The sequence below is a fragment of the Microbulbifer sp. GL-2 genome, from assembly GCF_007183175.1.
GTDB lineage: Bacteria > Pseudomonadota > Gammaproteobacteria > Pseudomonadales > Cellvibrionaceae > Microbulbifer.
Genome location: NZ_AP019807.1, coordinates 4,536,591 through 4,556,948, shown reverse-complemented (window position 1 = coordinate 4,556,948; position 20,358 = coordinate 4,536,591). Strand labels below are relative to the sequence as shown.

Sequence of the window (20,358 nt, the reverse complement as noted above, 5' to 3'; positions counted from 1 at the left end):
CCGCAATGCCTAAAAAATCCTGGTACAGCATCAATGCCGCTGCCAATACCAGCGAAGCCGATATCTATCTGTACGATTACATTGGCTACTGGGATATGACCGCAAAAGACTTTGCCCGAGATCTCAAAGCACTAGGCGATGTCAGTAAGATCAATCTGCATATCAACTGCCCTGGTGGTGATGTGTTCGACGGTACCGCCATCTACAACCTGCTGAAAGATCATAAAGCCGAGGTGGAAACCTGGATTGAAGGTATCGCAGCCAGTATGGGCAGCGTGATCGCCTTAGCCGGGGACACGGTTCATATCGCTGAGAATGCCTATTACATGGTGCACAACCCCAGCGCCGGTGTGCGAGGCGATGAGCGCGCCCTGGAAAAAACCAAGAGCCTGCTGGCAAAAGTCAAAACCACCATGATCGGTTTGTATGCCTCACGCACAGGGATGTCGGATGAGGAAGTCAGCCAAGTCATGGATGACGAGACTTGGTATACCGGCGCCGAAGCAGTAGAAGCTGGCTTCGCCACTGATACCACTGCCGAAATGGAAATGGCTGCCAGCTTTAACGCCGATCACTTAAACCAATTCAAAAATATCCCTCAAGCCATTAGTGCATTGGTTATGCAGGGGCCCACTGAATTTAGATTCCCGTCTGCGGTTGCAGGCAATCCAAACCAAACCCATAGCCAAACCCAGGAGGCGCAAGCCATGACTACAACCACCTCCACTACGCCAGCTGCAACCGCTGCGACCGAGGTCACCCCAGAAGTGAAAGCGCAGATTGCCGCCGATGCCAGAGCACAATTCGCAGCGGATGAGCAAAAGCGTAAAGACGATATTAAAGCGGTTTTTAAAGGCTTCGAAGCACACAGCACCGTGATGCAATCTTGCCTGGATGATATGGACTGCACCGCGGAAAAAGCCAAAGACCAGCTGCTCACAGCTCTGGGAAATCAAACCCCAACTCCAGTGCAAAGCTACGGCGTGGTAGTACAGGAAGGTGAGGGCATTAAACGCCTCAAGTCTGATGCTGAAAACGCGATTGCAATGCGTGCCCTTGGTGAAAAACGCACAGAGGGTAATGAGCTGGTTGGCTATACCATGCTGGAAATTGCCCGTATGTTTATGCACGCCCACGGACAGAATTTAGCGGGCCTGGATAAAATGGGCGTGGTTGCCGCAGCGTTTACCCATAGCTCTGGTGACTTCGCTACCGTCCTCGGCAATATTGCTAATAAATCCATGCTGAAGGGTTACACTGAAGCGGCAGAGGTGTTTCCGCAGTTTACCGCCACTGGAAACTTAAGCGATTTCAAGATAGCCACTCGCACGGATCTTGGTACCTTCCCCTCACTACGCCAAGTGGAACCCGGGGCAGAATTTAAATACGTGAGTATTGGCGAGCGCGCAGAGACTGCCGCTCTGGCTACTTACGGGGAACTCTTCTCCATTACTCGCCAGGCGATTATCAATGACGACCTGGGGGCCTTCACCCGCATTCCGCAAAAGATGGGTCTTGCTGCTACTCGCACCGTGGGGGATCTGGTTTTCAGTATCCTGATCAACAATCCCAAAATGGCCGATGGCAAGGCCTTATTCCATACCGACCATGGCAACCTAGCTACTAAGGCAGGTATCAATACAGCCAGCATCGATGCCGCGCGGGTACTGATGGGTAAACAGAAGGACGGTACCGCTTTCCTAAATATCCGCCCCAAATTCCTGCTGTGTGATATCGCCGACGAGGGTGCCGCAAAGGTTGCGTTGGAGTCAGAGTTTGAAGTTGGAGCTTCTGAGAAATCCAACACTGTACCCAACAGTGTGCGCAATATTGCCAGCGTGATCTCCGATGGTCGCCTCAGCGGGCACAATGGTTGGTACCTCAATGCCGACCCAGTAGCGCACGACACCATCGAAGTGCTCTATCTGGATGGCCAGCAAGCCCCTGTACTGGAGCAGCAAAACGGCTGGAATATCGACGGGGTGGAATTCAAAGTCCGCCTCGACGCAGCTGCGAAAGCCTGGGACGCAAAAGGCATGGTGAAAACGCCCAAGACCTAATACCCAGCTCAAACCGAACCAAACCTTAAAGAATCCGAAAAGGGCCGCACATCGCGGCCTTTTTGCTTTTAGTAATTTACTCAATTGAGAGAAAGAGAATGGCTACTAATTTTGTACAAGATGGGCGCATGCTGGATTACACCAATAGCACCAGCTCAGTAATTACCTCTGGCCAGGTGCTAGCAGTAGGCGCAGTACTGGGTGTGGCGATGGATGATATCGCTGTGGGCGCATCTGGTGTGATCGCTATTGAAGGCGTATTCACTGTGCCAAAGGTATCCGGCGCAGAGATCAGTCAGGGGGAAACCCTCACCTGGGATATCTCTGCAGCAGCCTTTGACGATAGCTCCGCAACAGCCGCAACCGGCGATATCACTGGCCCCACCGCCTTTGCCGTAGAGGCAGCCGGCGATGGCATTACTAGCTTAGCGGTTAAGTTTACCGGCGTGCCGGGTACCGTGAAGGCCTAGGTGAAGCATGGATCTGGACCAACGAGCCGCAGAGCGCGCGTTCCGCAAGTGGGGTAAGCCCGCTACCTATACAGACGATAGTGGTGCTGAGCCTATAGATTGCCGAGTGATAAAAGATCAAGAGATCGACGAGTTCGAAGATGAGGAACGTGTGCGGGTGCCGCGTATCGAATTGAGTCTGTTGGTGAGCGAAGTAGGGGCTTACAGCTCAGAGGCGGTGATTACGCTTGGTGGTGTGGAGTATTTAGTACGCAAGCGGCTTTCGGATGATGGAATTGTTTGGCGGGTGCTGGTGGTTGGTTAAAGAACAAATGTGAGGCTACCCACTGGGGGCACGGAGGTGCTGTAAGGGTATAACTTATTGATTTTTCTGAGGTCTCCAATATGATTCAATGTATAAAGTAACTACATAATAGTTTCTTTAAATTTAATGTAATGAAAAAAGGATAAGAATGAAAAAGAATACTGCGCAATACTTGACTCTAATAGGTATAGCGTTTGCTCTTTCTGTGCCTACAGTCATGGCGGATGAGAAAAAAGAAAAAAAAGATGAGCAATTTAAAGAGTGCTTTGCAGCGAGACTTTGGAGTGTCTCTGGCAGGTCGTTAAATAACGGCGAACTGCCTGAAAAAACAGTTAAAGTGCCGGAGGGCTGGAAGGTAGTAGCGGGAGGTGGAGGAGCAAGTGGGGCACGAAATGAAGCTTTTATGATCCTTTGTCGCTAATAGGAAACAGTAGAAAAAATCCTTGCTGTGAATTTTTCTTTTGAAGAATGATAGCTTTGTATGGCAGGTACGGGTGATGGGTAATCCAAACTGCCGGATTGGCGATTTTTGTGGCAATACTTTACAAATTGAACAGCTGGTAGTGATGAGGCAATAACCTCCAAAATATTCCTCCCCGCTTGTGTGGTAATGCCCGCAGAGGTAGGATTACAGTATCGCTCGTTACTCGCCTATTGAGTAGCGCTTAAAAACCCCACTAGCTCGCGCTGGTGGGGTTTTTTATTGCCTGTGGTAGCGGGCTGTATAGAAAAACATATTTTTGGAGTGATTAAACGGAGATTGGAGTAGGGGTAGCCTAACCTTAGGCTGAAGAGCTTGACAGCTCTTACAGGGTTGGTGGTCACTGAGGGTACCAAAACTCTATCAGCGGTTTCCGCACCCGTTAGCCTCTGCGGTTTTTTTGTGCCTGTAATTTGGCACGCCTAGCCTTATGGCCGGGTCGAGAGGCGTAATACAAGACCCTTATGGGAAATAGGCCCGGAGCTTCTGATAGAGCTCTAGTTGAGACCCGGCTGCCAGCTACTAACTGGCAGTCGCAAGAAACTAAAATCTAACAGGAGGCCGCCATGGCCGATTCCTAATTAATCTCTAAGATTGATCACTCTCACTGTGCGCTACAGCCGGCTCATGTCCAGCAGTTACGCGATTTGCAGTATTTAAACATGGCTCGCCAGCGCATTCAGGAATGGCCCGATTCCCCAGTAAAAAACGCCGCACTCAATGCCCTCTGTGGCGAAGAGAGCGCGGTGCTGGATGGATTGACCTTTGCAGCCGAACAACTGGTTCGCGGGCAGAATACTGAACATTAACAAGGAGAGTGGTATGAATAACGTAATTCCATTTGGTTTCAAAAATCGTCAGCTTCGTGTACTTGAAGAGGATGGTGAATTTTGGTTTGTAGCGAAGGATGTAGCAGAGGTTCTCAACTACTCTGACGCTCATAAGATGACGAGTAAACTGGATGACGACGAAAAGTCAAACCGCCAGATCGGCGGTTTGGGAGCTCCTACAGGGGGGCGTGGCATTACAGTTATTAACGAGTCCGGTTTGTACTCGGTGATTTTAACAAGTCAGAAAACAGAAGCTAAAGCATTCAAACGCTGGGTGACACATGAGGTCTTGCCCAGTATTCGAAAAACGGGTCAGTACAGCCATCAACAACCTAGTGGCTATCCAGAGCTGGAAGTTGCAGAGTGCGCCGCCCGAATGCTACGGATGAGTGATAGCAGCAAGGTTCGTATGCTCAGTACCATTTGCACCGAGCGGGGTGTTAGTGACCGCTTCCTGCCGGACTACGTTCAGGAGGCGCCCGTGAAGGCCCTCAGCGACTTATTGAAGGAGCACGGGGCATCGTTATCAGCCCGTGCCGTTAACCCAATCCTAATAGGTATGGGGTATCTGGAGGAGTTGCAGCGACGCTCTAGCAAAGGGGGAATCAAGAAGTTTAAGTCGCTCACTCAGGCCGGATCGCGCTTTGGTAGGAATGAAACCTGCCCAAGGAACCCTAGAGAGACTCAGCCCCTGTACTACGTCGAGACTTTCCCTGAATTGCTGGATCAGATAAATGCCTGGAAAAACGCCGCCTGATTGATGGCACTCTATTCCGATAAGTAGGTCTGTGGTTTTATGGCGGCCATGAGCGTGAATACAACACCGAAAGGAAATAGCGCTCGCCCACTTTTCATTCTCCTTTGGATGTTCAATGGCTGCCGCCTTTTAAAGTGGGGTCGGCGCTTACAGCTCTGAAGCGGTGATTACGCTTGGTGGTGTAGCCTATACCGTGCACAAGCGGTTGTCGGATGATGAGGTTGTTTGGCGGGCGTTGGTTGAAGTAATGACTTGAATATCGGAGAATTGTCAATTATTTGTTTTTCTAGTTTTATTTAAATATGATTCCAAATCTATCGAAAAATTTTGGTGAGTTTGGCAGTAGTATTGTTCGTGACTCAAATATATTTTCAGAAGGGTATTGAGTAGGGGATATGTTTAATTTTAAGGCAAATGTAGTAGTGCTGTTGTTGCTTAGTTTTATTTCACCAGCATCACTATCGTTCGAGTTTACTATTGTTACACACAATATCTGGGACTCATTAGCAACAAGCTATGATATAACGACCAAAAAGGACAATGGCCTATTGAACTGTAGTAAAAGTGAAAGTTCTAAGAATGAATTTGATGCACGGTTTGAGGCTTATTTAGCTCAGTTGGATGAGGTAATAGATAGAGAAAAACCATTCATTATTGGCTTTCAAGAGGCAATGAATAGGACTAAATATGTCTGTGATAAGCCTTTTATTCAAGAGGTAGATGAATATTTCTCTCCCAATGTGGTAAATCGTTTTTATGGTTTGGTTTCCAAAAGCTCTTATGGTGATAAAAATGGAGGGTTTAGCGCCCGAACTGGGCCTAGTGGTATTGTTGGTATTTACAAAGGTGAGGCTGTAGTTACTAATGTTAAAATTGAAGATGAAAAGTACTTAGAGCTTACAGGTGTAGAGGGCACCGATACAGGAGCTATAGCTCTATTTCAGGATTTTGGTGATGGAAAAAACATCTGGTTCGTCACAGCGCACTTTGTTTGGGATAATGGTGATGTTCAGAAAAGCCTAATAGATGCGAAGGATATGATTCGGCAGTTTAAAGCTGAATTTATAGAGAAGCCGGCACCAGTTATATTTGTTGGTGATTTCAATATCGATTACCAGATAAATGACCAATATAATAAACTCATTGAGGAGTTTGAAAAAGAGTTCCCTGGAGTCGTGGATATAACTCAACACATTGCGAATACTAAACACAACGCTTCAAAAAATAGTCCTGAAAAGATAGATTACATATTTTACTATTCACCTGAGGGAAAGATTGAGCCGAAAGTAGATCAAGTGGTTGTTGGGGAGGAATTTTTATCCACTTTCAATGTGCCAGCTGCATACACAGAAGAAGCAATTTGTGTGATGGAGAAATGTACGCCTGATCACAAAATGATCTGGGCAAAGTTTGAATGGATAGATTGAAAGTGCCAGTTAAGTTTCTTGTTGTTATCAATTTATAAGTAGTTAATGGAGTTTAAAACTAAATGAAGAAATTTATGTTAGGTGTCGTAGTCTACATGATGACAATGACAGTTTGGGCTGCCGGTTCTGGACTAGTTGGACCTGCGACAATTAAAACTATGTATGTCAATGGGGGCTGGACACAAGTTAGAGCTCCAGAACTTGACGCCTCAAATCACCCTGGTGAGGAAGCTGCCTATAATCCAAGTGGGTGTGAAAAAACTTACTATTTTGCTATCCACCCAACAGATGATAATTACGCAGCAATTCATTCAACTTTATTGTCCGCGCAAATGACGGGAAAAAAAGTTAGCTTTTGGTTAGATGGCTGCGGTGGACAAGATGGAGCCTACCCGCGTATACGTAGTGTTTGGCTATTCACCGACTAGTCAATAAATCTACATTTTGATTGCAGAGATTCATTAAAGTATAGGTGGCCATCACGAGCTTCCTAGTGCGAGTGGGCTCTGCCGTATTGTAAATATGAAAACCCGCATCAGCGGGTTTTTTTATGCCCCAAATTCCTGGAGCACATACCAATGACCCAACGCATCACCATCCGCGATGCCGTTTTAAGCAAGCTGCAAACTCTATCCAGCTTCACATTTCCACCCCCTGGCACCACAGAAGAAATCGATCCAGAAAAACTGCCGGCGATTGTGGTGGGTTTTTCCACCGAAAACACGGACCACGAAATGTATGGCGGTTCAGATCGGCAACTGGATTTAACTGTTGCCGCCGTAGTGAAGAGTCGCGGCGATGTCTATGCCGCACTGGATCAAGCCGCTGAAGAGATCGAGCATGCACTACAGGATGCCACTTTAGATAACACCTGTGACTTATTCCTACTCAGCCAAACCCAGTTTGCCCTGGATCAGGATCACCCACTGGGCGAGGTTCGATTGATCTATAGGGCCCAGTATTCCACCGAACCCTCAGCCCTTTAACTCAACAATTCAATAAGGTCTTAGCTATGGCACAAGGTTATAAAACAAAATTTTCCCGCAGCGATGATGGCACTTCCTATACACCAGTGGCGGGCATGCTGGATATCGACCCCGGTGAGGAATCGCGCGGTTCAGTTGAAATGACACCGATTGATGGCACCAGTGGCTATATGGACTATGACCCCTCCGGCTTACGCGATGCCGGCGAGGTTTCCATTATTTTGATCTGGAAAGAGACAGATAGCGGCCAGCAGGCACTGCGGGCAGATTACGACTCCGATACCAATAAGTATTACCAGATTGAATATCCTGAAGGTACCAAGGTGGAATTCACCGGCCATATTACCGGCTGGGGTAAGGCAGTGCCCAAGGATGACAAGATTACCCGCACAGTGAAGTTCAAAATCTCTGGTAAACCCACAGTAACCGCAGGCAGCTAACAATGAATTTAGTTCCTACCCCTATTTTAGAATCCGAAACTATTGTATTTGGCCAGCAGGAAGTGGAGTTATTTGAGCTGAGCGCCTACCACCGCTGTGAATATCTGCAGAAGACTACCGAAGATATTCCACTGCCGCAGGATGAAGAGGTGCCGGAAACTGAGTTGGAAAACTTTGGCCAGCTTTGGGCGTTTCGTGCAGGTGAGGTGAGCAAAAAATTGCTGCTGGTAGCTTACGCCATCTGGATGAATCCGGATTGCCAGGCATCACTGGAGCAAATCCATCAGGGCTTAATCCGCAGCGTTACTCCCAAGTTGATTGACCGGCTCTATATTCCTGCTGCCAAGCTATCCGGGCTTTTCGTCGATGTCCAAACTGAAAAAGCGGATAGTGAAACAGAAAGCGAGGAAACCGAAAAAAAAGGCTAGTGCCGGGTTTTCACTTTGCCCGGCAGCTCGCACGGGATTTTAACCGTCCCGACTATTTCAATATGTTGCGCTCTATGAGTTCTACCGAGTTTGACCACTGGTATGAATATCACTCTGAGCGACCACTTCACACCGAAGTTCAACAGTGGCAGCTAGCCCACATTGCCGCCGGTACCCTGGGAGGCAAAGTCTCTAACTTCCTACCTCAGCCGCACAACCCCAAAACCGTGCAGCAGCAAATCGCAATCTGGAACTCCATGAGCTGAGCAATGGCAAAACAAACTTCCATGGCCACCATGGTGGCGAACCTGGAGCTGCGCTCCACGCAATACAAACGCGAGATGGCCCAGGCGGCCGCGCGCAATAAACAACTCACCCGAGAAATGAAATCCACCAGCGCCGCCGGCAATATGTTCGGCCGCTCTATGCGTGGTGCAGCTCAAGGTGTTGCCGCCATTGATGGTCCCCTAGGTGGGGTGGCCGGTCGCCTCAGTGCTGTTAATGGCCTTGTCACTGGCGGTAGCTTGGCCTGGGCGGGGCTGGGGGTTGCAGTCGCCGGTGCCACAGCGCTGATGTACAAGAGCGTCCGCGCCGCCGAAGAAATGGAGCGAGGCCAGCTCAAGATCGAAGCGCTGTTAAAAGCCACCGGTAACGCCAGTGGCCGTACTGCGGCCGAATTGGATGAGCAGGCCCGTTCGGTGGCTCGCAATACCCTGGCCAGTATTTCCGGCATACGCGATGCACAGGGGGTGCTACTGACATTTAAATCGGTGCAGGCCGATGTATTTGATCAGGCCATTGTGCTGTCGCAAGACCTAGCGGCTGTGATGGGTGGCGATGCCAAGAGTGCGGCACTGCAGCTAGGTAAAGCGCTAGAAGATCCGGCAACCGGATTAACGGCATTAAAGCGTTCTGGGGTTTCTTTTACCGAAGTGGAAAAAGAACAGATCAGGACCATGCAGGAAAGCGGCCGGGTAGCCGAAGCGCAGCGCTTTATTCTCGCCAAGTTGGCGCAACAGGTGTGCGGGGCTGGCTCAGGTGAGGCGGGCGGCCTAGCCGGCCAGGTCGATACCCTGAGCCAGAACTGGCAAGAGTTCCTGGAAGCCATGGGCAGGACCGAGGAAGCCTCCAAGAGTGTCGGCTTTGTCGCGGATGCGGTGAGCTGGTGGCGCACAGTGTTGATGCCCACTGAGGCGGAGCAAAGCGCGGATAAATATTTTGAGCTGCAAGAGAAATATCTCTATCACCAAAAGCAGCTGCAGAAAGCCACTCGGGAAGGGGTGCAATTCCAGATTAAATACCAAGGCAACTTGGTTGAAAAATACCGTGCGCAGCTGCAGGAAATGAAAGGCGCCGACCTGAAAGCGGCGATGGCGCAGCGGGAGGAACGCAAGAAAACTACGCAGGCGGCGGCCGAGGTCCGCGCGCAGGCAGAGCGGGACCGGGCTGCGGCCGAATTAAAACGTCAGCAGGAAGCGGGTTCCGCTCAGTTGATTCAGCTGGACCAATTTCTGGCGGATCGCCAGGGGAAAATCCGTCTCGATCACGAACAGCGCTTGCGTCAGATCGCCTCTCTGCATGTTGGCGAGCAGGATTTAACCCGGCGAGGATATGAGTCCCTTGAAGCCCTGCGTCGAGAATATGCCGAGCGGGAAATACAGCGCTATAACGATGCCATTGCCGGTCAGCAATCCAAAGAGCGCGGCGAAGATGGCCTGACCGAAGCCGAGCGCGAGGGTATCGCCGCGCGGGTGGAAACCCTGCAGCAATCCTGGCTCAGTGAAATGGAGCAGTTGCAGCTTCAGCAGGATGCAGAAATGCAGCTGCTGGATCAGGCTTACCTCAGCAAGATCATTGCCCGCGATGAATACGAACGCAGCCTAACTCAGCTGGAGAAAAAGCATCAGCAGCAGCGCCAGGCGATGGACGAGACAGCCGAAAAGGCCAGGCTGAACAGTTATGTCGGCGGGGCCAAGCAGCTGCTGGCCGCCGTTGGTACCCACAATAAAAAGCTGGCGGCACTGCAAATGGGGATGGCTGTTTATACGGCGGGTATTGCCATGGTGCAAAACATTGCTGAAGCGTCGAAGGTCGGCTTCCCGCAAAATATCCCATTTATTATCGGCGCGACCACTCAGGGCATACAGATCGCCAACCAGTTGAGCAGTATCAAAGAACCTGCCGGCATCGCCCACGGCGGCCTCGACTATGTGCCGAAAGAATCTACCTATCTGCTGGATAAAGGCGAGCGGGTTTTATCCCCAAATCAAAATGCCGATTTAACCAAGGCCCTAAAAGGCGGCGCCCTGCAGGGAAATATCACGGTCAACCTAATCGAAGACGCCTCTAAAGCCGGTCAAGTTGAGCGCTCTCAAGGTACTGGCGAGTCCGATGTGATTGATATTTTCGTGGCCAATATTCGTGAGGGCGGCGACGCGGCTGCCGCTATCGAATCCACTTACAGTCTATCCCGCACCGGAAATTAACCATGGCCTTAATTAAATACCCTGCGGAGCTCCCGGCTCCGCAGCTGGACGGCTATGCGCTGAAAAAAGTGGATAACCGCATACGCACCGAAATGGCCAGTGGTCGCGCACGGCAGCGGCGCAGGTTTGCCAGGGTCCCCACAGAGCTTTCCGTTAAATGGAAATTGTTAGCGAGTGAAGCAGCTATTTTTGAGGGCTTTATAACCCACGGGCTTTCCGATGCGATGGTCTGGTTTAGCGCCGAGGTGCTCACACCCCAGGGGTTACTCCCACACAAGATGCGTTTTATTACCGACCCCCTTAGCGACTGCAGGCCACTGGCCCCGCATATCTGGGAATACAGCGCGCGCATCGAAATAGAAGATCGGATTGTCCTCACCGAAGAGCAGACCGTTGCGGGCCTGCTGGCTCCGAACACCATTCAACAATTTAGCCGTGGCGTGGACCGCGCTGTCGATAGTTATCAGGAGTGATGATGAGCAATTATTTCTTGGAAGTGACTCGCTTACATAATGATATTAATGCATTGGATGCAATTCTGGCCGGTGGCGAAGACGAAACGGTTTTAGTCAACGGTCAGACCAAAGACACCATTTCCAAAGCGATTAAAGCGCGTTTCGAGCAACTACAGGCGCAGGTGCAAGGCAGACGCGCCTATACCACCAAGGCACTAATGACGGCGGATACTGGGCAGCCCGTCAACACCTTAGCCGAAGTGTGGAACGATTCAGAAGATAACAATGGCCTCTATGGCTGGGACGGCGGAACCTGGGTTAAATCTCCCTATGACATTAAAGCTTATGTCAACGCTCAGCAGCATATAGCCACGGAGGAAAACGCCTCTGCACAAGCGGTTGGTCTGAGTGCTGCCGAGTTGGAATACCCGGTAACCGAAGTGGCTGAGGCCGATTTTCGCCCTATGGTTCCGTCCTGGTTGCCCTCTGTTGGGCTCAAGGGATGGGCGCCAGTATTCCGCGTATCGGTAGCGCGCAATATCTCTGATATTAAATTGCGCCTCACCGGCACCAATGACATGGTGAAGCTGCATGTGCGAGTTATTCGTCGCGCCGTGGACAGTCCCAATACAGGGCCAACGGCAAACAATTACAGCAGTGACTCAGTGCTAGTAAATACCAGTTACGATCTCAGCAGCTATGACGGAGTGGCGTCGGGGGAATGGGAGGAGTTTTCTCTGGGACTCCAATTTACGGCTATTCCGGGCTATTACTATTTCGTTGAATATACCTGTGATACCGCGGCGGCACTGAATGCACCGATTGGGGCGCAATCAGGCTGGACCCGTGCGCCGTTCGAATCGAGTACAGACGCGCAGCTAGCGGGCTTTTACCAGAAAGTGGATGGCAACTGGATAGCGTACAAGCCCGGCAACAATAAGTGTCTTGGTCTGGTTGTGCTGACCAGCGGTGCTGAGGCCAATGTCCTGGCGGATGCTGGGCGCAATGGAGTGGCGACACAAAAGATCCGCTCGGCCCTCGGCCTGGGGAATCGTGCCGCCATTAGTGCAGATTCCCTGAATGAAGCAGAGCGGGTCAATATTAACAGCTGGAAGGGGGCTGACTTTACCGGCTGGATGACTTTTCGGGCATTCGATAAAACCGCTTATGTCGATGCGCTCCGCTGCACCCTCAATAATGCCAACTCTACAAACTCTCCAGATGCCAATTTAGATACCCGTTATGTACGCATAGAAATTTTTGAGGATGCGCCTGGGGTGATGACCCTCAGTAATTTTTACCAGCGCCCGCGTTACTACAAGCGCGAGCATCCGGTGGCACTTTCTTCGGCAGGTGTCGATATAGAGTTGCCCCTGGGCATTACCTTTAAGGAAGGCCGAGAGTATGCCATCACCTTAACCGGGTTGGATATTCATCGGCAGCGCTCAGGGTTGGGAATTGCTGGTGCCATGCATCCCGATATTCTGAGCGGTGATCGCCGTTTGGGCGGTTATCAATTGGATGATCACTCGGAAATGACCTTTGCTCTTCCGAATAGTAACTTTATGCCGCAGATCGAAACGGTTGCGTTAAAGCCCTATGTCACAAAGGAAAAGCTGGATCAGATAACCTCGGGGATGGCGTTAGTCGGCGTGCCGGTTTATGAGCGCCCGCGCGCGGGCCTGGGCTGGCAGCATGAAACCAACGATGGCCGCTTCTTTGACCGCTGGGCCGTGGGTTATCAGCCACTGGCAACCACTAAGGTGGATGAACTGGAATTCCTCACTAGTGGCATGGCGTCTTTACCGGGATTTAATTTTCGGATTTACCGGCGGCCAGACAGCTTGGATTTAAATAGCACCCCCGGCTCCCTGGAAGAGGACGAAGTATTTTTTGAAAAAGATTTCAAAAATGCCGATTTTGCCGCTCCAGATGATGGTTGGTTTGAGTTATCCATCAATACCGATGACGTGGGAGAGCTGGAGGCCGGCTATCTGTACATTTTTGCCTTTGATACTGAGGCATATCCCGGCTATGGCATCGGCATGGGTCGCTCCACCGATGAATATTCCAATGATGATATCTGGCAGCGGGGTTGGTATGGCGTCAGCAACAGCACCACCTGGAACCCGATAGCCGGCACCTCCAGTATTGGTTTTCGCGTAATGGTGAACCGCTATCAAATGGCGGGGCAAGAGCCGATTGCTCCGACGCATACCGAAGTACGGGTCGGTCAGTCAAAAGTATCCGGTGTTACGGTGACGCTCACCGGTTTGGAATTACAGCGCCTTAACTTGCCGATCAAATTGACCAGCACAGAGCTGGTGCTCAGGCAGCCCATAAAAACTTTTGCAAAAACCGAAACCTATTCTCTGCTTTACGATATCGATCAGCGGCTGTTTTACCATCCGGGGGCCTATCTGCCGTATCGCTTTATTCGCAATGTCTCGATAGTGCGCACCTCTGATAACCAACCCCTGGTGGAGGGTGTGGATTACAGCGTGTGGTATGACGGCGGCAAGGTGCAAGGGCTGCAGGATGTACCGGCCTTTGATGTGGAGATCACCTATGACGGTTACGACTCGCGCTACGACTTGATTGAATACGACCCTTTCACCGGAGCCGTCAGCGTTAAAGAGGGGACCAGTCGCAGCTATGACCCAGAAGAGTATATACCGACCCCAAGCACTGATAAGCGGCCACTTTACTTGGCCTATGTGTATGGCAATAACTGTGAATTGATCCCCCTGTACCCCTGGGAATATGGGCTTTTTGAGGGCAACGAACGGGAAGTGCTCCGGCGCTCCGCGTTCAATCGCCGCGCCCTACAGAAGACTCTGGGCAAATTGCGCAAGGGCAACCCGTTGACCTTTGCAGGGTACGGCGATTCGATCACTGCGCAGGGCGGCGGTACCTGGCAAACCCCGAACGGCACTACCCGCGACACAGAATCCTATTACGGCGATTACCCGCAAGACACTAAGGATCTATGGCCCCGCTATGACCACGGTGACGGCGCGGGCCAGGTGCATCAGCATATGGGTTGGAACTGGTATCTCAAGGCGCAGTTGGAAGAGGCTTTCGGTTCTCTGGTCAGCTATGACAACTGGGGCATCGGTGGCACAACCAGTGCGGACCATACCGACCCGGATGGCGTGCGCCATGGTGGCCTGCACCCGGATCGCCTCAACACCATGCTGGCAACTTCTCCAGACTTGGTGGTGATTGGTTTTGGGATGAATGAAATAGGGCAGAGCAATACCTCCACTAACGTGGCTGAGATAGCCCGCCAGTGCAAGGCGGCTGGGGCCGATGTGATTATTATGGGATGCCCGCGTATCAGCTCTATTGGCGGCCGTGCCAGTTTGGATAGCTGGCGCACCACCAATGATCGCCTGTGGCTCGCTGCTCAGGAAACCGGTAGCGCCTTCGTTTCCACCACTTACCTGGCGGATAACGAGCGCCTCGGCGGCATTGCACTCAGTCCATTGTCTATGTGTAACGCCAATCGGTTTAATCACCCCGGTCCCTACGAGTTGCGGAAATACGGCCAGGCTCTAGCCGAGCTCTTCCTATGAGCGCGGTATTAGAAACCGTCTACGCAAGCGCCCCGATCGATCAAATTATTCTCCACACCCTAGAACTGAAACACCCGGCATTCGAGGCCGATGCGATTCGTCTGTGCCAGGGATTTGACGATATCGAGGCAACGCTGGAAGACGGCGAAACAGCCACTTTTATTGCGAGTGGCTTCGGGGTTTCCCTGCCGCAGCGCTCTATGCGCGGGCGCCAGGATTTACAGTTCCAGCTGGATAATGTCACCGGTGATGCATTGCAAAATATTGATGCCGCATTGGAAGCGGGCGGATCTATCCAAGTGATTTATCGGCAGTTCCTCGAATCGGATTTAAGTGCCCCTGCACAGCTGCCTACGGTGATGACGGCAGTATCGGTCAAAGCTAATGCCCGTTCTGTTTCGGTGATTGCCAGTTTTCACGATCTGGTCAATAAAGCCTGGCCGAATAAATTCTACACCCCGGATTTTGCCCCCGGCCTGAAATACTACGGCTAACTCTTATGTCTTGGATAAACGACTATCTCACCGTTCCCTATGTAGATGGAGGTCGGGATATGCATGGCTTTGATTGCTGGGGGCTGGTGCGCGATGTATTGCACAGGCAATTTAATACCCCGCTGTTGGAATCGTTTGGCCATGTTTGCCCGGATGACAAGCCGCTACTGACCGACAGCTATCTGCAGGTGGTGCCGGATTTTTTACCGGGCTCCTGTAATCCCGGCGCCGTTGCCTGCGGCTTTCGCGGCGACTGTCTGATCCATGTGGGCATAGTCATTAATAACGGCCAGACCCAAATCCTGCACACCGGGCGACAGTATGGAAAACCGCTATTAACCAGCCCGCGCGCCTTCCGCCGATTGTTCCAACGCTGCGAATTTTTTTACTATGAATGCGACCTTAAAAATCTATCCCAGCAAGCTTGAGCGGGATAATTGCGAAACCTGCACGGCTACACCGGGGCAGACGTTTGAACACTGGCTCAAAAACAATGTGCCCAGCTATGCGCCCCGCGAGGTGCCGCTATTTTCGGCAGCGGTAAATGATGCAGAGTTACCACCCGGTGAGTGGGCCAGCTACATCATTCAGCCCGGCGATCAGTTTGAATTGGTAGTGGAGGCTAAAGGCCCGGCGGTGATTGTGATGGCCGTGGTCGCGGTCGCCGCTGCGGCTGCCGCCATGTATTTTGCCAATCAGATCCCCGATAACTACAACCAGACCACACCCGATGGTTCCACCATCTACAACCCCAACGCTCAGGGTAATCAGGCGCGGCTGATGGGTGTGGTGCCCGAGATTGCCGGCCGTCATAAAGTCTTTCCCGATTTGCTTAACCAGCCGCGCCGGGAATATATCGGCAACGATCAATATCTGTATTTAATGATGGCGGTGGGGGTCGGTGAATATGCCGTGGACCCCGAGGAAATCTTTATCGGCAACACACCGGTCAGCCGCTATTTTGGCGATATCGACTATAAGCTGTTTGGCCCTGGTGAGAGCGTTACTAGTCACGAAGCGCACCGCAATGTGTATACCTCGCCGGAGGTGGGCAGTAGCGGCGGCCAAACCGGACTGGAATTGGAGGGGAGTCTCAGCTCTTCAGGTTCCGGTTTCAGCCGCACGCGCTGGAGCATGGCCGGCCATACTCTGAGCTGTTACGAGTATGACGCAGAGAGTGGCAGTTATCTTTCATGGCCGTTCCCTTATGGGGCGAATGAAATCATCACTATTAGTGGCAGTGCCAGCAATAACGGTGATTACCGAGTGATTTCCAAAGGCTCTGTGAATAGCGCCACTATGGAAAAGGTGGACGGCAATGGTGACCCGGATGCAGCCTGGACCGGTTTCACCAGCTCCCAGCATGAGTCCATCACCATCGCTAGTAGCAGCCCGAGTGATACCAGCTATAGTGGCCCTTTTTTCGCCTGTCCAGCCAACGAGCTGACAGATACAATTTGGCTGGATTTTTTCCTGCCACAAGGGCTAGGCCGGTTAAAAGATAACGGAGACTTCGAAACTCGCTCTGTCACCATTGAAGTTGATTACCGGGCCGAAGGCAGTGGCAGCTGGACGACCATCACTCATACTTTCAACGGCGCCAGCAATGATCAGATAGGCTTTACCAAAAAAATTAATCTCAGCAGCCGGATGCGTCCAGAGGTTCGCGCAAAGCGCACCACCCCAGGCACTGACGATACCCGCGTGTACGATAAAGTGCAGTGGACCGCGTTAAAAGCCGAACTGGACAGCGCCAGCCGTTATGAAGGCGTGACCACGATTGGAGTTAAAATCCGTGGCACCAATGCACTGGCCGGCAGCGCAGAGAATAAATTCAATCTCATCGCAACCCGAAAGCTCCCCGTCTATGAGAATGGCAGCTGGTCCGCGCCTCAACCCACTGAGGATATAGCCCCGTTCTTTGCCTATGTGATTAAGAGCGTCGGTCATATCGATCATCAGATTGGCTTGGAGGAGATGGAAGAGCTCCATACCCTGTGGAGCGCGCGCGGTGATAGTTTCTCGGCGGTATTCGATAACAAAACCACTCTGTTCGAAGCCCTGAAAAAAGTGTTAGCGGTGGGCTATGCCGAGCCCACCCTAGACTATGGCCAAATCATTCCGGTGCGCGACGGCCCGCGCAGTGCGTTCGAACATATGTACCAGCCGGACAATATGGTCGGCGAGTTGGAAAGGGATATAAAGCTGTTTGACCCCGACGAGCCGGATGGCATCGAGGTGGAATACTTCGACCCGCAAACCTGGAAACCGGCCACAGTGCTGTGCACCTTACCGGGAGATCTGGGCCAGGCACCGAAAAAGGTCAGGGCCTTCGGCATCACCGATACAACCAAAGCCTGGCGCTTCGGCATGCGGCAAAGGCGTATCCAGAGATACCGCCGCACCCGCTACAGTTTTAAGACCGAAATGGACGGCCTCAACAGCCGCTATCTGAGCTACTGCGCCCTCGCCGACGATATCCCCGGTTACTCGCAGACGGGCAGGGTGTTGGCAGTGAGTGGCCGACTCATCACCCTGGATGCGCAACTGGAATGGGGCACAGGTACACACTTCCTCGCTCTGCGCAAACCAGATGGCACCTTGTCCGGGCTCTATACGGCTACGCCAACCAACAGCGCCAACCTCATAGAGGTAGATTCCAATCTGGATTTTACCCCCACACTAGACGGCAGCATGGAACCGCCGCTTTATATGTTTGGCCAGGCCGAGCGCTGGAGCCACCCGGCACTCATCACCGACATTAAACCCAGCGGCACCGAGCGGGTGAGTATGACCGCTGTGAATTATGATGAGCGGGTTTATGCGGATGATGATGGTAGTCCGGGTTGATTGCAGAGGCGGCACATAGCCTAGCCGGTATAGTTCTATTGCAGCTATGGCGATTCCGAGTGGGTGATACTGGCTTCGGTTTTCAGTAGTGGAGAGGCGTGTCGCCAGTGCGAAGGCCCGAATTATAGAGCCATGGCTTACATCTGCAGAAAGATCCCCCCTAACTTATTGATTTAATTATGGGTAAAATGTGCTCAAGAGCGGGAAGTTGAACCAGACGACTTGAGCCAATGGCTTACTATCTCTGGTTACTATTTAGACGGCAGTTTATAACCTGCTGTAAATAAGGGCTTTTTTTATGGAGCTTGAAGGCTCCATTCCAGAAATAGTGGCCAAATGGATAGTGAGCCACTGGCTCTTTAATAAACTGTTAGTCAGAATAAAGCGTGAAAGAAGTATTAATCTCAATATTGGTTTTTGTGTCGAGTACAGTTATGGCAGAGTCAATACCCGAGGGCGCAGATCTGGACGTCCGATCTGAAATCGGTCACCCACCCTCTATAGAAAGCTTGCACTTTAATTTGCAGGGTGCAGGAGAAGAAGGTGTCTACATCCTTTCTGTTTATGAAGGTCTTGAATATTATCTTGGCTCTGAGTCATTTGATGGACTAGAAGAAAGGTTTTCCGCAATTGATGGTGTATCCGGTGCTGAGCACGCGGATCGAGAAATCTTCGTGGTTTATTCACAATCACTGCCATTAGACGATCTGCGTAGCAAGCTCTGGGCAGCGCTCCTGTCGGCAGCTAGCGAGTCATTCCCTGGTGCCTAACAAGTGACTATGGTTCTTCGTCAAGCTTTTAAGCCATATTTTCATCCCAGTATGTGTTGTTTTTTACCATCGTATTCAGAATGGTAAGTTGCTTTCTCATACATGCAATGAGGGCCACTTTCTTAGGCTTGCCAGCGTCGACTAAGCGTTTATACATTGGCTTTAATTTAGGATGGCACTGGATGGCCGACATGATGGAGACAAACAGAACTGTGCGTACGCGATGCCTTCCGCCTCGAATATATCTCTTGCCCTGGAAGCTGCCGCTATCTCGGTTCATTGGGGCGATACCAACGAGTGCAGCAATCTCTTTTCGGTTCAGTTTTCCCAATTCCGGTAGTTCGCTCATCAGGGTGTAGGCCAACACATTCCCGACCCCTTTAGCACTTAACAATAGGTCACGTTTTTGTCGCCACTCGGCAATACTGCTAACGAGTTTATCCAGCTGCTTGTCGATTACTTATAACTCTTTTTTAATGGCTTTCAATATGGCTTGAATAGGTTTGTGTACAGATTTAGGCATTCGATTAAGGCGGTTCTTTTGCATGGTGCCCATCTCCAAGCACTGGCTTCTTACAACCAGTAAATCACTGATATTCCTTAATTTTTCAGGTTTTATCGACGATAGCCTCGGCTTCATTGCCTCCCCAAAGTGAGCAATGTCGACAGCATCCAGCTTGTCAGTTTTGGCGAGTCGCCCCGCTGACTTTGCAAAGTTTCTTACCTGCGAAGGATTGCAAACAACAATCGGCAGTCCCGCTTTGTGAGCAGCACAGACAAACTCCAGTTCAAGCCTTCCTGTGGACTCGATAAGTACTCTTTTGGGTTTAAGGGGTTGTAGTTGTTTAATGGCGTCCTTAATACCATCCTTATCATTGGTAACACTAAAGAATTGGCCAGTTGGTCTCACAAAGATATCGAGCTGTTTGCTGCTAGTATCGATACCGACATTGATCTCTTGAGGTTCCATAAGATAAGCTATCTCCGCCTTGCTATTCGGGCTCGAGGCCCACATGACTATTCGAGTTATGCCTAGTGAGTGCTTATCACGTTCATACTTGTTATCGGTCTTTTACGAACCGGCGCTGCAGCGAACTGTGATAAACAAGGCCTTCGGTGGCCGCCGAAGGTGGGTCTCAATTTACCCATTAGCGAAAAGGATTTTCAACATCAGAATCAGGCAAGAACAACCATACAAGCAGCGGCATAGCGACAGCCAACGCTACGCACCTTTTGTGTTACTCGCTGGCGCTCAAACATTAACACAAATTGCGCTCCGCGCTGGCTGTGCCTGCGCTGGGCGTTATACCTCGGTTCAGAAAGATGAGATTTATTAGATGAAGAAAAGAATTATATTTGCTGTAGCTTCAGTTCTATTTAGTCAGTGTGTTTTCGCTGACAAACCGCCCAAGATTAAAGAAAGGTCTAATGGGATGTACACTCAACAGATACATCAAGGCTATATTTACTTAGTTGATACAAAAGCGGAACTTTGTTTCGCTGGGTTGTGGCCTAGAGGCGGGTTAACGGAATTCGACTGTA

General features: G+C 51.0%; 19 protein-coding genes and 1 pseudogene. 19 read left to right on the top strand and 1 reads right to left on the bottom strand.

From position 1 onward, the window contains the following. The first annotated feature begins 5 nt into the window (after positions 1 to 5). From GL2_RS19685 to GL2_RS19600, 19 genes are all read left to right on the top strand, one after another. Positions 6 to 2,060, top strand: coding sequence for a ClpP-like prohead protease/major capsid protein fusion protein (locus tag GL2_RS19685; protein WP_143732438.1), 2,055 nt, complete (start codon positions 6 to 8; stop codon positions 2,058 to 2,060). A 98-nt stretch (positions 2,061 to 2,158) separates the two neighbouring features. After that, positions 2,159 to 2,530, top strand: coding sequence for a DUF2190 family protein (locus GL2_RS19680; protein WP_143732437.1), 372 nt, complete (start codon positions 2,159 to 2,161; stop codon positions 2,528 to 2,530). 7 nt (positions 2,531 to 2,537) lie between these two features. Beyond that, positions 2,538 to 2,834 carry a hypothetical protein gene (locus GL2_RS19675; protein ID WP_143732436.1) on the top strand — a complete coding sequence of 99 codons (297 nt, stop codon included), beginning with the start codon at positions 2,538 to 2,540 and terminating at the stop codon, positions 2,832 to 2,834. Between the two features lie 148 nt (positions 2,835 to 2,982). Next, positions 2,983 to 3,255: a hypothetical protein gene (locus tag GL2_RS19670; protein ID WP_143732435.1), complete on the top strand. Its 273-nt coding sequence runs from the start codon at positions 2,983 to 2,985 to the stop codon at positions 3,253 to 3,255. Positions 3,256 to 3,962: 707 nt separating this feature from the next. Continuing rightward, the gene (locus GL2_RS21575; protein ID WP_172621212.1) at positions 3,963 to 4,124 is read left to right on the top strand and encodes a hypothetical protein; all 162 of its coding nucleotides are present in this window, start codon (positions 3,963 to 3,965) and stop codon (positions 4,122 to 4,124) included. Positions 4,125 to 4,137: 13 nt separating this feature from the next. After that, positions 4,138 to 4,902 (top strand): Bro-N domain-containing protein, encoded by a 765-nt coding sequence (locus GL2_RS19665; RefSeq protein ID WP_143732434.1) that lies wholly within the window; start codon positions 4,138 to 4,140, stop codon positions 4,900 to 4,902. 395 nt (positions 4,903 to 5,297) lie between these two features. Further along, positions 5,298 to 6,329, top strand: coding sequence for an endonuclease/exonuclease/phosphatase family protein (locus tag GL2_RS19660; RefSeq protein ID WP_143732433.1), 1,032 nt, complete (start codon positions 5,298 to 5,300; stop codon positions 6,327 to 6,329). A 62-nt stretch (positions 6,330 to 6,391) separates the two neighbouring features. Beyond that, complete coding sequence (locus tag GL2_RS19655) at positions 6,392 to 6,757, top strand: hypothetical protein (RefSeq protein ID WP_143732432.1); 366 nt, start codon at positions 6,392 to 6,394, stop codon at positions 6,755 to 6,757. Between the two features lie 150 nt (positions 6,758 to 6,907). Further along, positions 6,908 to 7,315: a hypothetical protein gene (locus GL2_RS19650; protein WP_143732431.1), complete on the top strand. Its 408-nt coding sequence runs from the start codon at positions 6,908 to 6,910 to the stop codon at positions 7,313 to 7,315. Positions 7,316 to 7,341: 26 nt separating this feature from the next. Next, on the top strand, positions 7,342 to 7,755 hold the full coding sequence (locus tag GL2_RS19645) for a phage tail tube protein (protein WP_143732430.1): 414 nt from the start codon (positions 7,342 to 7,344) through the stop codon (positions 7,753 to 7,755). Between the two features lie 2 nt (positions 7,756 to 7,757). Further along, positions 7,758 to 8,183, top strand: a complete 426-nt coding sequence (locus tag GL2_RS19640) for a phage minor tail protein G (protein ID WP_143732429.1) — start codon at positions 7,758 to 7,760, stop codon at positions 8,181 to 8,183. After that, positions 8,183 to 8,449: a phage tail assembly protein T gene (locus GL2_RS19635; protein WP_143732428.1), complete on the top strand. Its 267-nt coding sequence runs from the start codon at positions 8,183 to 8,185 to the stop codon at positions 8,447 to 8,449. Before GL2_RS19640 ends, GL2_RS19635 begins: the two co-directional genes overlap by 1 nt. Positions 8,450 to 8,452: 3 nt before the next feature. Next, positions 8,453 to 10,669, top strand: a complete 2,217-nt coding sequence (locus GL2_RS19630) for a phage tail length tape measure family protein (RefSeq protein WP_143732427.1) — start codon at positions 8,453 to 8,455, stop codon at positions 10,667 to 10,669. Positions 10,670 to 10,671: 2 nt separating this feature from the next. Continuing rightward, positions 10,672 to 11,142, top strand: coding sequence for a hypothetical protein (locus GL2_RS19625; RefSeq protein ID WP_143732426.1), 471 nt, complete (start codon positions 10,672 to 10,674; stop codon positions 11,140 to 11,142). Positions 11,143 to 11,144: 2 nt separating this feature from the next. Further along, the gene (locus GL2_RS19620) at positions 11,145 to 14,702 is read left to right on the top strand and encodes an SGNH/GDSL hydrolase family protein (protein ID WP_172621211.1); all 3,558 of its coding nucleotides are present in this window, start codon (positions 11,145 to 11,147) and stop codon (positions 14,700 to 14,702) included. Continuing rightward, entirely contained in the window at positions 14,699 to 15,196 is a 498-nt protein-coding gene (locus GL2_RS19615) for a DUF1833 family protein (RefSeq protein ID WP_143732424.1), read from the top strand. The genes GL2_RS19620 and GL2_RS19615 overlap by 4 nt, the downstream gene beginning before the upstream one ends. Positions 15,197 to 15,201: 5 nt before the next feature. Beyond that, the gene (locus tag GL2_RS19610; protein ID WP_143732423.1) at positions 15,202 to 15,624 is read left to right on the top strand and encodes an NlpC/P60 family protein; all 423 of its coding nucleotides are present in this window, start codon (positions 15,202 to 15,204) and stop codon (positions 15,622 to 15,624) included. Next, the gene (locus GL2_RS19605; RefSeq protein ID WP_143732422.1) at positions 15,587 to 18,046 is read left to right on the top strand and encodes a host specificity factor TipJ family phage tail protein; all 2,460 of its coding nucleotides are present in this window, start codon (positions 15,587 to 15,589) and stop codon (positions 18,044 to 18,046) included. Before GL2_RS19610 ends, GL2_RS19605 begins: the two co-directional genes overlap by 38 nt. A 434-nt stretch (positions 18,047 to 18,480) precedes the next feature. After that, positions 18,481 to 18,816 (top strand): hypothetical protein, encoded by a 336-nt coding sequence (locus GL2_RS19600; protein WP_143732421.1) that lies wholly within the window; start codon positions 18,481 to 18,483, stop codon positions 18,814 to 18,816. Between the two features lie 28 nt (positions 18,817 to 18,844). Here GL2_RS19600 and GL2_RS19595 read toward each other — a convergent pair. Continuing rightward, a pseudogene (locus GL2_RS19595) lies at positions 18,845 to 19,786 on the bottom strand (IS110 family transposase). Positions 19,787 to 20,358: the final 572 nt, after the last annotated feature.

What these genes read in the sequence shown, in the direction of transcription:
- GL2_RS19645 (WP_143732430.1), top strand. Translation starts at nt 7,342, where the DNA reads ATGGCACAAGGTTATAAAACAAAATTTTCCCGCAGCGATGATGGCACT.
- GL2_RS19605 (WP_143732422.1), top strand. Translation starts at nt 15,587, where the DNA reads ATGAATGCGACCTTAAAAATCTATCCCAGCAAGCTTGAGCGGGATAAT.
- GL2_RS19600 (WP_143732421.1), top strand. Translation starts at nt 18,481, where the DNA reads ATGGCAGAGTCAATACCCGAGGGCGCAGATCTGGACGTCCGATCTGAA.
- GL2_RS19675 (WP_143732436.1), top strand. Translation starts at nt 2,538, where the DNA reads ATGGATCTGGACCAACGAGCCGCAGAGCGCGCGTTCCGCAAGTGGGGT.
- GL2_RS19670 (WP_143732435.1), top strand. Translation starts at nt 2,983, where the DNA reads ATGAAAAAGAATACTGCGCAATACTTGACTCTAATAGGTATAGCGTTT.
- GL2_RS19655 (WP_143732432.1), top strand. Translation starts at nt 6,392, where the DNA reads ATGAAGAAATTTATGTTAGGTGTCGTAGTCTACATGATGACAATGACA.
- GL2_RS19630 (WP_143732427.1), top strand. Translation starts at nt 8,453, where the DNA reads ATGGCAAAACAAACTTCCATGGCCACCATGGTGGCGAACCTGGAGCTG.
- GL2_RS19650 (WP_143732431.1), top strand. Translation starts at nt 6,908, where the DNA reads ATGACCCAACGCATCACCATCCGCGATGCCGTTTTAAGCAAGCTGCAA.
- GL2_RS19625 (WP_143732426.1), top strand. Translation starts at nt 10,672, where the DNA reads ATGGCCTTAATTAAATACCCTGCGGAGCTCCCGGCTCCGCAGCTGGAC.
- GL2_RS19685 (WP_143732438.1), top strand. Translation starts at nt 6, where the DNA reads ATGCCTAAAAAATCCTGGTACAGCATCAATGCCGCTGCCAATACCAGC.
- GL2_RS19660 (WP_143732433.1), top strand. Translation starts at nt 5,298, where the DNA reads ATGTTTAATTTTAAGGCAAATGTAGTAGTGCTGTTGTTGCTTAGTTTT.
- GL2_RS19620 (WP_172621211.1), top strand. Translation starts at nt 11,145, where the DNA reads ATGAGCAATTATTTCTTGGAAGTGACTCGCTTACATAATGATATTAAT.
- GL2_RS19640 (WP_143732429.1), top strand. Translation starts at nt 7,758, where the DNA reads ATGAATTTAGTTCCTACCCCTATTTTAGAATCCGAAACTATTGTATTT.
- GL2_RS19665 (WP_143732434.1), top strand. Translation starts at nt 4,138, where the DNA reads ATGAATAACGTAATTCCATTTGGTTTCAAAAATCGTCAGCTTCGTGTA.
- GL2_RS19615 (WP_143732424.1), top strand. Translation starts at nt 14,699, where the DNA reads ATGAGCGCGGTATTAGAAACCGTCTACGCAAGCGCCCCGATCGATCAA.
- GL2_RS19610 (WP_143732423.1), top strand. Translation starts at nt 15,202, where the DNA reads ATGTCTTGGATAAACGACTATCTCACCGTTCCCTATGTAGATGGAGGT.
- GL2_RS19680 (WP_143732437.1), top strand. Translation starts at nt 2,159, where the DNA reads ATGGCTACTAATTTTGTACAAGATGGGCGCATGCTGGATTACACCAAT.